Raw genomic sequence first — 12,955 nt, 5'->3', positions numbered from 1 at the left:
AAATAGAAGAGGTGTCGTTCATGAAAAAATTCATTTTAGCAGCATTAGTGTTATCAATTGGAATCGGTAGTGCGCAAGTTGGCTACGCAGAGACAGATATCAGTGTAGGAAATCAAAATAATATGAGAGCCAGTTACGAAATGCATAAGTTTAAATCCTATCCACCATCGAAATATTTAGGAATGACTTTAATGAAAGTCGAAAAGACTTCTGGAGGATATATTGGATGGTACGTGTAATCCTCTATATTGTTACGGCGTTATTAATTATTTTAACGATTTTTGGTCCGCAAGAAGATCGTTACCAGTTAGTGTTTCTGATGGGGTTGTTTATTTGTTTGCTGATTTTAATGTGTTTGACAGCCTTTGAAAAAGGTGGGACAAATTAGATTAATAACAAAAATTCGTGTATCGAAAATCATTTAAGATTTTCGATACACGAATTTTTTGTTTAGTCTTTTTTAAGTTCTTTTTGTTTTTGCCATCGTTGCCAAAAGAATAGGTTAACAGTAAAACTTACCTAGTAAACGGTTCAGAAAAAAATGCAACACATCAGCATAGCGGGTTTCACCAATAAATCGAAACGATTCAATCACTTGAGAACGGAACTTTATCTCTTATTTGAAGAAATTATTTACGAAACAATTGCTCTATTTCTAAAAAATTATTTGCTAAATCATCATAACCGAGAGAGTGTAACCAATTATAAGTGAGCGTAGTATCAAAAAGCTGTTGATTAGTTCTTAAGTCTGTAAAAAATCGCCAGAAAATTCTCCCTAATATATAATCAGAATCGATTGTGCTTTCAAATAAATCTGATAAATACTGGTCCAATAAGGATAATTTATTTCGTTCAAAAGATAAAATAATAGAATTTAATAAAAAACGAATTTTAAGGTGCTTGAATTTATCTATGTGAGAGAATTGATTCATTTTACGTAAGACGAAGCTATACTGCTGTTCAATAAAGTCGTCGTTAAATAGATATAAACTATTTGCATACAATGCAAATTCAAAAAAACCCCATGTTTCGATTTTTGCCAGGTACTCTTTAATAATTTGACTTTCTTTGGTCAGATCAATTGCCTTTTTGTTAACCTTATGTTGAAGAATTTTTCCTAAGCAATAAAGATAGAGATAGTAAAAATCATTTGATTTCAGATACTCGTCATAGAGGTCTTTTAAATAAGAATCACCTGTTTTTAGGTTGAGTGCTTTGTCCGTAAAATTTTTCCTTGCATCATCTTTTTTAGATAGTAGATTTTCATTTTTATAAAATTGATATTCTTCAAGAGAAATATTCATTCGATTGAGTAAATTAATGAGCATTTCTGTCCTCATATCGAGATCTTCACTTTCAATCCTAGCTAAAGTGCTACGAGAATATTGCATATTAACTAGTTTTTCCTGTGTAATATTTCTTTCTTTTCGTAATTTTTTAATTAATTTACCATCTTTTATCATATAAGGCTCCTTTTTGTCCAATTATCGAACAAATTGGAAGAAAAATGTTTTGAATCGATATAATTGGGTTGCGTTAACTTATTAAGAAAATTTAGAAAGGGATGAGTCTCATGTATTCTTATTTAGACATTTGGTTTCCTATTAACCCAAGAGGTTGATTCTGGAATATTATTTTCTTGTTTTTATTTTAAAATATAGAAAGATTGTAAGCAAGTAGATTATGAAAATAAAATTTATTAGCATGGATAAGGAAGAGGAGTGTTTAGAAAATGAAGAAACAAACAAAGAAAAAATTATTATTAGGTGCGTTTGCGGCAACCGTTATTGCAGGGGCATCGGTGGAAATCGTTGGTGCTAGACAAATAGGTGAATTAAGTAATTTTAAAGTAACGAGTAATGGAAACGCAACATCAACATTAAAAAAAATGAATAGTACAAATACAATTTTGAATTTAATGGATACTGTCGGAGGAAAAAGAGTCGATGTAACAAATTATAATTCAAATACTGGAAAAAGTGTGGGTTCAGCACAAGTTTGGACAGCGACTAGAGGATCATTCTATGATGATTCAGCAGCTGGTGGATCTTATTATTTAAAGCTATTTAATAAAAAATTGTTTCAAGATAACTTCACTATTTACGGTTCGTGGAGCCCGGACTCAAATTAATAGAAACAAGCACTAGAAGGTGGATACAGTCAACCATCCTTCTAGTTTTTTATTGAATTATAAGGAAGTGTTTTTGTGTACAATAAACGAATTTTTCTTAATAAAAAGTTACTTTTAATCTTAATAGGATTTCCACTATTCGTATTTACTTGCTACATCATTTTTGATATTCTTCCAGTTTGGGACGTTTTAACAGGACCCGATCAGTACAATGCGGAGAAAAATTATAGCTTGAGGCAACAATTTATCATTGCAAGTTTACGATGGGGAAATATTAATAATCATGCAGCTAATTTAACGGTCGTGTATCCTTTTTTGATTTTAATTGGTTTAATGAATTTCAAAGAGGAGTTAACATCCTATTTTATTGTCGGACGACACCGATTTAAAAACTATCCTGTGAAGTTGATTCAAGCAATCGTAAGTTATTCAGCCATCATTGCACTAACGGTGACAGCGAGTCATTTGTTGACGTATTTTCTTTATTCACTGATTACACCAGTAACTCACGACATTACTTTAGAATCAACGGCTTATATTTTTAATTTTTTATTACCAAGTGATTTCTTTGAGGGGCACCCGCTTTATTATTATTTATCCATCACATTATTGAATGATTTGCCGATTATTTTTTCATTTTCGATCTTATTCTCCGTGTTTACGTTATTTACGAAAGAAAGCATGTACGCTTTTATTTTGGTTCCATTGGTGTTTAGTTATCTCTATTATTTTATGAGTACGAATTTTGAGCTTCCTTATATGGATCTATCTGTTCCTTTTTTAGGTTACTATAGTAAAATTACGGAGATCTGGAAGTATACCATTCTTCCTTTAATGTTAGCAGGGACTGGATTCATTGGGTACTTTAAGTGGGGAAAACGACATGATGTTTAAACTTAAATATTTTTTGAAAAATATTGGATTAATCACAGAAGTTTTGTTATTAATGACTTTTAATATACCCAATAAAATTTTTTCTGATATTATCTATAACTTAGATGTTACGGTGAATAATTGGGATGTCATGCATCTCTTGCTAGGATTCTATTCGTCTTCTGTGGACGCGACTCATACTTATCTTGACTTAACAAATACGCAACAACTTTTTTTACCTGTGATTTTTCAAGTATTAGGTATTATTGCGACGATTCGATTTTTACGCTATCCGCTATCGTTTCATCTCTTTATCAAACAAAGAGCATCGAGTAAATGGGATTATTTCTTATTTTTTTTCAAGAAAATGATGTTTGATGCCGTCATTTACACGATCTCGCTAATCATAAGTTTGAGTGTGATTCTCTATACATCACCTATACTCTCAACCGAAAGTTCTTTTAACTACCAAGAAGGAAACTTTAAATTACAACTATTTACGTATGCAGTACTGTTTTTTATCATGCTAATCGTTGCGAGTGTGTTTATTTTTATCGGGTACATACAAAATCAAGCACTGCTATTTTTGCTTATTACAGTAAGTATCTTAACAACTTTAAACGTTCTTGATCGAGTCGTCACTGCGGTGAATCTTATCCTTTTTGATGGGCAATTTTTCTTTATCGATAGTCTCTTCTTTTGGTTGGTTCTATTAATGATAGAAGTGGTGTTCTTAAGTCGAATGAAAATAAGACAGGAGAGTTATAATGATTAAACTGACAAATGTTTCAATTGATATGAATAAAAGTAGTATTTTAAAAGAGATTAACCTCTCGATTACGGCGGGGAAATGTTACGGAATCGTTGGTAGAAATGGCTCTGGAAAATCGGTTTTATTTAAAGCCATTGCGGGTTTTATTCCAATAAAAACAGGGGAGATATGGATTGATAGTCATCGTGTAATGGAAGGTAAATTTTTGAATAATATGGGGATTATTATTGAAAGTCCTAATTTTATCAACCATTTTACGGCACTAGAAAACTTAACTTGTTTAGCCGAAATTCAAAAAAAAGTGAATCAAGACATCTTATTAGAAACGTTAGAAGAAGTTGGATTGGGAGAGGCGATTCATAAAAAGTATAAGTATTTTAGTTTAGGTATGAAACAAAGGCTAAGAATTGCGCAAGCGATCATGGAAAATCCTGACTATTATATTTTAGATGAACCATTTAATGGTTTGGATGAGCAAGGTGTGCAAGAGGTCTATCGAATCATTCAAGAATTAAAGCGTTCAGGCAAAACAATTCTCTTGACGAGTCACGACGAAAAAGATATTCAAACGTTATGTGACAGTGTTTTTGAGATTAAGGGAGAGAGAATGCATGAAATTTAAATCAGTTGTGTTTTTTATGGTGCTATTATCAACCGTTACCGGTTGCAGTATAAAAGAAGAAATAAATGAAGCGCATCGGATCGTGACACTAGAAGATGAAGCCAATCGAGAACGCTTCAGTGAAGAAGATCAAGCAATTAAGGACGAGTTAATGTTGACGTCTGGCGTGTTTCAATTCAATATCTCACAGTACTTAAAGCTTATTGAAAAAGATTCTTCCATAAGCATGGAGAAGGGAAGGAACAATGGATTTGATGAGTATCGTATTTTCTATGCCAATGGTGATGTTATCGAAAATATTACTGCTAAAGTAGATGAGAATTATCCGATTTCTTATAGTGTGGATGTTATTGGGACTTCTGAAAAAATAGAGAATACCAATGTTACACCCGCTGAATTAGCCTTTAACTTGGTGAGTAATTTCTTAATGGATGCTCAAATCACGAATAAGCCACTTGAAATGGTTATCAATTATGATCCCAAAAAACAAGGAGAGTACAAAATCACAGAGAATGTGAGCTTGATTGTTGAAGATGGAGAAGGTCAAGAGGAAGACAAAGGATTAATTTTCAAATTAATGATTACGAGAACAACAGAATAGAGTGTTGACTAGCATTCATTTTTCTAAACAAAAATTCGTGCATCGAAAATCAATTAAGATTTTCGATACACGAATTTTTTATTTAGTCTTTTTTAAGTTCTTTTTGTCTCTGCCATCGTTGCCAAAAGATAAAGAGGGCGATGCAGCTAATAAATAAGAACAGGCCGATTAAGAAGCCTTGTGGTAAGAAGCTTAAGACGATTTTGTTGGTGCCGGCTTCTAGTGGAATGCTGACGAATCCACCTTGGAAGGCTTCGATCGCAACTTTCTTACCGTTGACTTTGGCGCTCCAACCTTTGTCGTAGGGAATCGTTGTCACGAGTTGTTGTGCGGCTTCGACATCCACGCTTCCTTTGACTTTACGATTGCTAACGGTTAAATCGGCACTTTGTTTTTGAAGCTGATTCATTGTGCGACTGTAAGCTTCCGTATCCAATGTTAAGACTTGTGGGTTTTGGAAGGAAACTTCCGGTGTCCCATAAAAACTTGCAGTAAATTGGAAGGTCGTCTCTTCTGGATAATAGCCTAAGTTGTAATACTGACCGTTAATATTAATTTGTGTTTTGCGTTGCTCGCCGTTGACAGTAATCGTCACGTTCGAGCTTTTTAATTTGCCGAAATCAGAAGGATACAAGCTCAAGTAGGCTTGGGATTGAGCAGGAACAGTGACTTCCCACGTGATTTCTTTGGCGATGTTTGGTTCAATTTCTGTAAACGTTGTGTTGGTACCTGAATCGCTGATGGTTGTGTTTTTATTGCTAACCACTGTAATCGGATGGAACTGAAAGAAGGTTTCGTTCAAGCCAGTCAGACTATTAAAGAGTGCCGTTTGATTGCCGAGGTTATCATTTTCAGTCAGTTGGACTTTTGTGCTTTCTTTTGGTGCTAAAAAAGCAATCGGTAGGGCGTAATCATTTTTGTAAAGCGCGTAATTGTCTTTTTCACTGATCCGATTGAAGCCGTATTTTTGGACATCGGTTTTTGAAATGTTGTACTCAATGCCAAGTAGACTGTCCATTAGGAGCGTGTTATTTGGGTAGCGAATGTTTAGATTCGTCCCTCTTGAACGGAAACCAAGTTTGTTTAAAAGCCCCGATGCGTTTCGATTGCGAATCGAAGAAAACAAGCCGACGCCACTATAATCGTAATTAATACTATCATTGGCTGAAATCGGATCTAAATTTTCTAAACGGTGGAAGCCGTCCGCATCGCTTTTCGCTTGATTAACGAGTGTCTTAATCGGTTTATGCGGTGCGGTATAGAGGCTACGAGACGCATAATTCCAATCATTTAAAATCCCCATCAACATGCCATGTGTATTCAGTGCCATTTCGCATGAAACAAAGAGCAATAAGAAGACGGTAAAGCGTTTGAGCGTAAATAATTTTAGCTGATAGAGACTGAACAGCAAGAGATAAACGATTAAGAAGACGATCGTCACTAAGAATGATTGCACGTTTAAGTACGTGTATTGTTCTTTAGGAATTAACCCATATGCCACACTAAAAGCGATGATAAGTGTCAAAATTAATCCTAAGAATAAGCCGTGATCGTCTTTTGTCAGTTGTTCCCAGCCGTAACCTGCGAGCATTAAGAGCAAGAATGAAAGTAAAAAGGCGTAGCGGAATAAGAACATATTTGGCGCATGCATCCCGTGCCAGAAAAGGTTCAAAGGCACGATATAAAAGCTCGCGATGAGCACGACGAATAAAACGAGATGCAGCAGCTTATCTTTTAAGGCGACCTGTTTTGTAAAGAAATAAAACAGGACAAAGACCAATGGTAAAATACCGGCATAGATAAACGGAATTGAACCATATTTGGTTGTGTCATAAACGCCAATCATGTTTTTAACGAAGAAATCAAGCGCACCGGTCGCTTCCGTTTTGAATTTCGTAATTTCTGAGAGTGCCTCACCATTGGAACGCAAGTCGAGAAACATCGGTAAAATCATGACCATCGAAGCGCCACCTGCTAGCAGCGAGGTGCCAAGATAAGGTAAGATTTGTTTTTTACCCGTTTCCCATTGTCCGAAGACACGTAAAAAGAAATATAAAAAGGAGAAGACGCCAATCATAAAGCCCATATAATAGTTCGATAAAAATAACAGTAAGTAACTCACAAATAAGAGTGTCGGCTTTTGTTTTTCCAGTAAACGATTAATTCCCCAAATGACCAGCGGAAGGTAAATGAACGCATCGAGCCACATCACCAATTCCGAGTGAGCCGTCACAAAGGACATGAGCGCATAACAAACGGCTAGTGCAACATGGTTCCATGGGCCGATTTTAAATGTATGCTTGGCATAAAACCAAAAAGCCAAACCGGCACTACCAATTTTAAGTAAGGTAATAACGTAAAGCGCATCCGGCATCAACTGATTCGGAAAGAGCAGAACAATCGGCGTAAAGAAACCACCTAAATAATAGGATATGAGTGCCCAATAATTCAGGCCGATGGAAGCATTCCAAGTATAAAAGAAGCTCTGCTTACCAAGCATGGCATTACGGAAACTCGCATGGAAGTTGGAAAATTGAGAAAAGGCATCACTGGCGAGTACACTTCGGCTACTCCCAGGATAGATCCCCATCGTTAAATAAATCAGTGCCATAATCCCGAAAGGAATCAGGAAACTTGCTAGTAAATAGCGTTTATTCTCGTTAATAAATGTTCGAATTTGTTGCAAAGAAAGACCCCCTTCAAATAACTATTTGTCTTGCCTATATTTTACCATAGACGAAAGCAAAGGAAGTACGAAAAGAAAAAATTGCTTCGATTTGTGCGCTTACGTGCTGATTTTTTTAAGAATTTCTTGTATCAGAAAGCGAAGTTTTGAAAAGAGCGTAACGATGATTCCGGACCACTGTTCTCCTTGTGATAAAGCACTCAAATAGCATTCACTAGAAGAGTATGTGATAATAAGAACCGTGTGAAAGTAAAAGGAAAGAAGTGATCAAAATGAAGAGTAGAGCAGCGGTAGCATTTCACCCCGGTGAACCACTAAAAATTGTTGAAATTGATGTGGAGGAGCCAAAAGCCAAGGAAGTCTTAGTTAAAATTCTATATACATCCGTTTGTCATACCGATGCGTTCACGTTATCAGGTGATGATGCAGAAGGTGTTTTCCCGGCGGTTTTAGGCCACGAAGGTGCAGGAGTAGTTGTTTCTGTCGGTGAAGGGGTTACGCTAGTCAAACCAGGTGATCACGTGATTCCGTTATACACGGCAGAATGTGGCGAGTGTAAATTTTGTTTATCAGGTAAAACCAACTTATGTAGCGCAGTCAGAGAGACCCAAGGAAAAGGGCTGATGCCAGATGGGACAACCCGCTTTTCTTATAATGGTGAACCAATTTATCACTATATGGGTACAAGTACGTTTAGTGAATATACTGTTGTACCAGAAATTTCTTTAGTAAAAGTTGATCCAGAAGCGCCATTGGATAAAGTTTGTCTCTTTGGTTGTGGTGTAACGACAGGAATTGGTGCCGTTCATAATACCGCAAAAGTCGAAGAGGGCGCAGTAGCGGCTGTATTTGGTTTAGGAGCGATTGGTTTAGCTGCTATTCAAGGATTGGTACAAGCTAAAGCCAAACGCATCATAGCGATTGATATGAACGAAGACAAGTTTGAACTAGCCAAAAAAATGGGGGCGACTGATTTCGTTAATCCAACGAAATTTGACAAGCCGATTCAAGAAGTCATTGTCGAAATGACCGATGGCGGCGTAGATTACAGTTTTGAATGTATCGGTAACGTTGACGTTATGCGCTCGGCATTAGAGTGCTGCCATAAAGGTTGGGGTGAAAGTATCATTATTGGTGTCGCAGGGGCAGGAAAAGAAATTAGTACGCGACCGTTCCAATTAGTCACTGGCCGTGTTTGGCGCGGATCGGCTTTTGGCGGTGTCAAAGGTCGAACAGAGTTACCAGGGATGATTGCCGATTATATGGCGGACAAGATTGACTTGGATTCTTTTATTACCCATCATTTGAATTTTTCAGAGATCAATGAAGCATTTGATTTATTACACAAAGGTGAATCGATTCGAACAATTTTAACTTATGAGGAGTGAGGAAATGACTGTCGAATTACTTGAAACAGCATTGGCTTTTGGTGGCGAACAACGCAAATATCGCCATGATTCAGAGGTTTTACAATGTGCGATGACTTTTAGTTTGTACCTACCGTCAAATTCAGAAGGCAAAGAGCTACCACTTCTTTGGTGGCTATCGGGATTAACTTGTACCGATGATAACTTCAGTCAAAAAAGTGGGTTCCAACGTTTGGCTGAAAAATATCAGATGGCGGTTGTGATTCCAGATACTTCGCCACGTGGAGCAGACGTAGCCGATGATACCGGCTGGGACTTAGGACAAGGTGCCGGATTTTATGTCGATGCCACACAAATGCCTTGGGCACAAAACTATCAAATGTATACCTATCTTACCCAAGAATTATCCGAAGTTGTTAAGCCGTTGATTCCGAATTTTTCTGGCAAAGAAAGCATTACAGGACACTCGATGGGCGGGCATGGCGCGCTCGTTCTAGGTTTAAGAAATCCGGACAGATTTCAAGCGATCTCGGCTTTTGCACCGATTTTAAATCCGATGCAAGTGCCTTGGGGAGAAAAAGCGTTGACGGCTTATTTAGGAGACGATCAAACAACTTGGAAAGCTTGGGATGCTTCAGAATTAATCAAGACAGCGCCACAAGTACCGATCCTCATCACGCAGGGAGAAGCAGATGGTTTTTATGAAACACAATTAAAAGAAACAACTTTCTTAAAGAATGCACTTGAAAACGATCAAAAAGTGGACTACCAAAAATTCGCTGGATACGATCATAGTTATTTCTTTATTTCGACCTTTTTAGAAGACCATTTTGCATTTCATGCAAAATATTTAAAATAAGAAAAAATCCACCTGACTGTTTTTAGAAACAGATAGGTGGATTTTTTTGATTATTGTTTTAATGATAAAAAAAACAAGTTGTTAAACTCCAATACATCTATGAGATGTTGAAAACAAAGGAGTGTAACAATGAAGTTAAATTGGAAAATATTTAAAAAAGGAAAAATGCAAAATATTTTTCTTTTGTTAGTGGGAATGTTGTTGACCGCATTAAACGGTATATTCATTCCGATGGTTATTATTGAAGCACAAAAAATAACGCTAGAGACACCAATCAAGGCAGTGGTTAACCTTGGTTTGTTATCACAAGATATTTTCGAATCACGTTGACCTTCAAGAAATGAAGCAAGTGGGTTTTTGTCACTTTCAGTTAGAAGCGGGTCAAGTGATTGAATAAATAAGCAGAAGAGTTAGTGAAATCAAGAAGAGGGATACTTGGTTAGTATTTTTTTTAAAACCAAGAATTCATTGATGTTAGTACAAAAATGAAGGGAGTGATTAGCGATGATCATTGTAACTGTTAAGCGACCAGACAAAAACCAATAGCAATCAACGAACAATCGCTTGGTGTAGCCGCTGATTTTCGTTGATCAGAAAGCAGGCTCTCTATGAAAAAATTTAATGATAAAAATTTGAACTTGTTATTTATCAGTTCATTTATCTCAATCTTGGCATCTTTTATTCAAAATACGGCATTGTCTTTGTACGTCTTAGATTTAACAAAATCGAGTAGTCAATTTGCCTTTGTTCTTTCACTCGGTTTGATTCCCAGAATTCTGATTTCTCCCTTTGCCGGTGTACTAGCCGATTGGTTTAATCGAAAAAAATTAATTTTAACATTAAATGCGTTAAATACCGTCATCGTTCTTGTGCCAGTAATCATTTTTAGAAGTGGCGAATATCCATTAAGTGCGATTTATGTCGTTTCGGTATTGTTAAGTGTCCTCTCATCGTTTTACTCACCGGCCCTTTCTGGTGTGATTCGTTCAATTACGGCTAAAGAAAAATTACCAGATGTCTATGCCGTAAAATCGTTTATCGATTCGACACCAGTATTGATTGGCCCACTAGTTGGAGCGGCATTGTATGGCTTATTAGGGATTCGCATGATTTATCTTTTAGATGGTTTCGGTTTAATCCTATCCTCTTTACTCATTTTAGGCATTCATATCCCTCATGTTTCAAAACAAGGGAAAAAGAGCCTCCAAATGTTTGCCGACGATTTCAAAGATGGTTGCCAGTATCTCTTTAAAAATCAAACACTAGCCAATCTAGCTCTGACCGTGATGTTTTTGAATTTTTTTGCGGTACCGTTGTTTACTGTCGGAACCGGTTATCTAGTTAAAATTCATTTTGGCGCGACGGATCAACAATTCGCTTTAGTCGAAACAGTCGGAATGACGGCTTCCTTTTTAGGACCGGTCTTGTTTCAATTGATTAAGAAAAAAGTGACACTTGAGCATATTTTTCAAATCAGTATTTTGACCAATGCCATTTTTGTATTTGGTATTTCGTTGATTGCCGCTCAAAAATTTGCGGATTATGTTATTCCTTATGTTTTTTATCTAGGATTCTTCTTTTTAATTTGCTTGTTTGAAGGTCCGCTTAACATCGCGATTTTGACACTGATACAAGTAACCGTCGATGTTGAGTATGCCGGAAGAATTAATGGTGTTGTGACGACGATGTTTATCGGTTTGATTCCATTGGGGCAGATTTTTTATGGGTATTTATTTGAAAACGTGCCCCTCGTGTTGCCGTATCTCTTGTCAGCAATGGCGTATGTTCTCCTTGTGTTCCGTTACCGTAAACGAATCAAGGAACATCGCTTGAAAATTGCTTATAGCGAGGAAGCCGTGTAGTCGAAATGATTCAGCTTCAATGATGGATAAAAATCAAGCAACATCAATGAATACCTTGGTTCGTGAAAAACTAGAAGGGACAGATGATCCTAGAAAAATAGGCAAAGGCCTCATTCGTAAACGAAGGGTTGTACGTTACCATTAGAGATAGAAAAAGAAATAAGAATGAACAAAACAATCACTCTCGGTTAGAAGTTGACTATCGCTTCTAACTGGGGGTGATTGTTTTGTTGAGGAGTGAACGTAAACGTTTTTCATGAGTGTCGTAACCCACTTGTTTAAAAATATCGAGTGCTTGATTCATCTTTTTCATGTCGAGTTGTTTCGTTAAGAAATACGTATGAATCATGTGGTAAAAGGTCTGGTGAGATTTTAAATAAAAATAGTGAGGAGTATCAGGTAGCGTAATAAGAGTTTGTAGAAACTGTTCTAAAAGTGAAGGGTTTCTTTTGATGACAGCATAGTGACAACCATTTAATAGCGCCACGCTGATAACATTTGAGTAAAGATAATCATCCGAGTGAGCCATGATTTTATTTAGAATCGGATTGATATGAAGTTGAAGTAATGCTTCATCAAAAATAAATAAGAGATTAATAAAAAAAGAAAACTCAAATTTACCCCATGTTTCAATGTGGAAGAGATAGTCTTGTACCGTTTTTGCGTGTTCATTAAATAAAACCGAATCGAAGTCGCCTACTTGACGAGCATTTTCAAGGTAACCTTGTAGATAGAGTAATAAGTAAAAAACGTCATTCGTTTGTTTATATTCCATTTGGAGTAATTCTAAAAAATCACTTGTTAATGTTTGTTCGTAATGTCGAGAATGGTATTCTATGGAATATTTTTGTTTTCTGGTAGAACGACCATCGTTAAGTAAGAATTGAAATTCATTTGGTGTAATATTTAAACGATCTAAATAATTAAATAACAGATCAGAAGAAAGATGAGTATTTCGATTTTCAAATGACGAGAGTGTACTTCTGGATGAAAGGCCTTGTGTTAAAGATTTTTGAGAAAAGTTTCTTTCCTTTCGTAACTTTTTAAAGAGTTCGCCTTGTTTCAATGAAGTGAAACCTCCTTTTCTATTTTTTGACGCATTTTAAGTCATGGTAAATTTATTTTTATTCTATATGGTATAATTTGTTTTGTAAACTATCTTTAAATGAAGTAGACAGTTTC

General features: G+C 36.2%; 14 protein-coding genes. 11 read left to right on the top strand and 3 right to left on the bottom strand.

The features are described 5' to 3' along the window. The first annotated feature begins 20 nt into the window (after nt 1–20). Nucleotides 21–239: a hypothetical protein gene (locus tag IEV09_RS03535; RefSeq protein WP_188366899.1), complete on the top strand. Its 219-nt coding sequence runs from the start codon at nt 21–23 to the stop codon at nt 237–239. Next, nucleotides 227–388: a hypothetical protein gene (locus IEV09_RS03530; RefSeq protein ID WP_188366898.1), complete on the top strand. Its 162-nt coding sequence runs from the start codon at nt 227–229 to the stop codon at nt 386–388. Before IEV09_RS03535 ends, IEV09_RS03530 begins: the two co-directional genes overlap by 13 nt. 241 nt (nt 389–629) lie before the next feature. Here IEV09_RS03530 and IEV09_RS03525 read toward each other — a convergent pair whose 3' ends face one another. After that, nucleotides 630–1,463 carry an Rgg/GadR/MutR family transcriptional regulator gene (locus tag IEV09_RS03525; protein WP_188366897.1) on the bottom strand — a complete coding sequence of 278 codons (834 nt, stop codon included), beginning with the start codon at nt 1,461–1,463 and terminating at the stop codon, nt 630–632. A 269-nt stretch (nt 1,464–1,732) separates the two neighbouring features. Between IEV09_RS03525 and IEV09_RS03520 the strand changes: the two genes are divergently transcribed. The 5 genes from IEV09_RS03520 to IEV09_RS03500 all read left to right on the top strand — a co-directional run bounded on the left by IEV09_RS03520 (nt 1,733) and on the right by IEV09_RS03500 (nt 4,999). Next, nucleotides 1,733–2,131 carry a hypothetical protein gene (locus tag IEV09_RS03520; protein WP_188366896.1) on the top strand — a complete coding sequence of 133 codons (399 nt, stop codon included), beginning with the start codon at nt 1,733–1,735 and terminating at the stop codon, nt 2,129–2,131. A 75-nt stretch (nt 2,132–2,206) separates the two neighbouring features. Beyond that, nucleotides 2,207–3,025: a hypothetical protein gene (locus IEV09_RS03515; protein WP_188366895.1), complete on the top strand. Its 819-nt coding sequence runs from the start codon at nt 2,207–2,209 to the stop codon at nt 3,023–3,025. Then, on the top strand, nt 3,015–3,779 hold the full coding sequence (locus IEV09_RS03510; protein ID WP_188366894.1) for a hypothetical protein: 765 nt from the start codon (nt 3,015–3,017) through the stop codon (nt 3,777–3,779). The genes IEV09_RS03515 and IEV09_RS03510 overlap by 11 nt, the downstream gene beginning before the upstream one ends. Then, a complete protein-coding gene (locus IEV09_RS03505; RefSeq protein WP_188366893.1) occupies nt 3,772–4,398 on the top strand; it encodes an ABC transporter ATP-binding protein in 627 nt (208 codons plus the stop codon). The genes IEV09_RS03510 and IEV09_RS03505 overlap by 8 nt, the downstream gene beginning before the upstream one ends. Further along, a complete protein-coding gene (locus IEV09_RS03500) occupies nt 4,388–4,999 on the top strand; it encodes a hypothetical protein (RefSeq protein ID WP_188366892.1) in 612 nt (203 codons plus the stop codon). Before IEV09_RS03505 ends, IEV09_RS03500 begins: the two co-directional genes overlap by 11 nt. 82 nt (nt 5,000–5,081) lie before the next feature. On the opposite strand, the gene IEV09_RS03495 is transcribed toward IEV09_RS03500, so the two are convergent. Beyond that, nucleotides 5,082–7,685: a YfhO family protein gene (locus IEV09_RS03495; RefSeq protein ID WP_188366891.1), complete on the bottom strand. Its 2,604-nt coding sequence runs from the start codon at nt 7,683–7,685 to the stop codon at nt 5,082–5,084. 272 nt (nt 7,686–7,957) lie between these two features. Here IEV09_RS03495 and IEV09_RS03490 point away from each other — a divergent pair, with 272 nt between their 5' ends. The 4 genes from IEV09_RS03490 (at nt 7,958) to IEV09_RS03475 (ending at nt 11,773) form a co-directional block, all read left to right on the top strand. Further along, entirely contained in the window at nt 7,958–9,073 is a 1,116-nt protein-coding gene (locus tag IEV09_RS03490; protein WP_188366890.1) for an S-(hydroxymethyl)glutathione dehydrogenase/class III alcohol dehydrogenase, read from the top strand. A 4-nt stretch (nt 9,074–9,077) separates the two neighbouring features. After that, on the top strand, nt 9,078–9,911 hold the full coding sequence (fghA, locus tag IEV09_RS03485; protein ID WP_188366889.1) for an S-formylglutathione hydrolase: 834 nt from the start codon (nt 9,078–9,080) through the stop codon (nt 9,909–9,911). Between the two features lie 129 nt (nt 9,912–10,040). Then, complete coding sequence (locus IEV09_RS03480) at nt 10,041–10,241, top strand: hypothetical protein (RefSeq protein WP_188366888.1); 201 nt, start codon at nt 10,041–10,043, stop codon at nt 10,239–10,241. Between the two features lie 278 nt (nt 10,242–10,519). Beyond that, the gene (locus IEV09_RS03475) at nt 10,520–11,773 is read left to right on the top strand and encodes an MFS transporter (protein WP_188366887.1); all 1,254 of its coding nucleotides are present in this window, start codon (nt 10,520–10,522) and stop codon (nt 11,771–11,773) included. Between the two features lie 208 nt (nt 11,774–11,981). Here IEV09_RS03475 and IEV09_RS03470 read toward each other — a convergent pair whose 3' ends face one another. After that, the gene (locus IEV09_RS03470) at nt 11,982–12,839 is read right to left on the bottom strand and encodes an Rgg/GadR/MutR family transcriptional regulator (RefSeq protein ID WP_188366886.1); all 858 of its coding nucleotides are present in this window, start codon (nt 12,837–12,839) and stop codon (nt 11,982–11,984) included. Nucleotides 12,840–12,955: the final 116 nt, after the last annotated feature.

The organism is Enterococcus alcedinis (assembly GCF_014635985.1).
Classification (GTDB): domain Bacteria; phylum Bacillota; class Bacilli; order Lactobacillales; family Enterococcaceae; genus Enterococcus_I; species Enterococcus_I alcedinis.
This window is presented reverse-complemented; position numbering and strand designations above follow the sequence as displayed.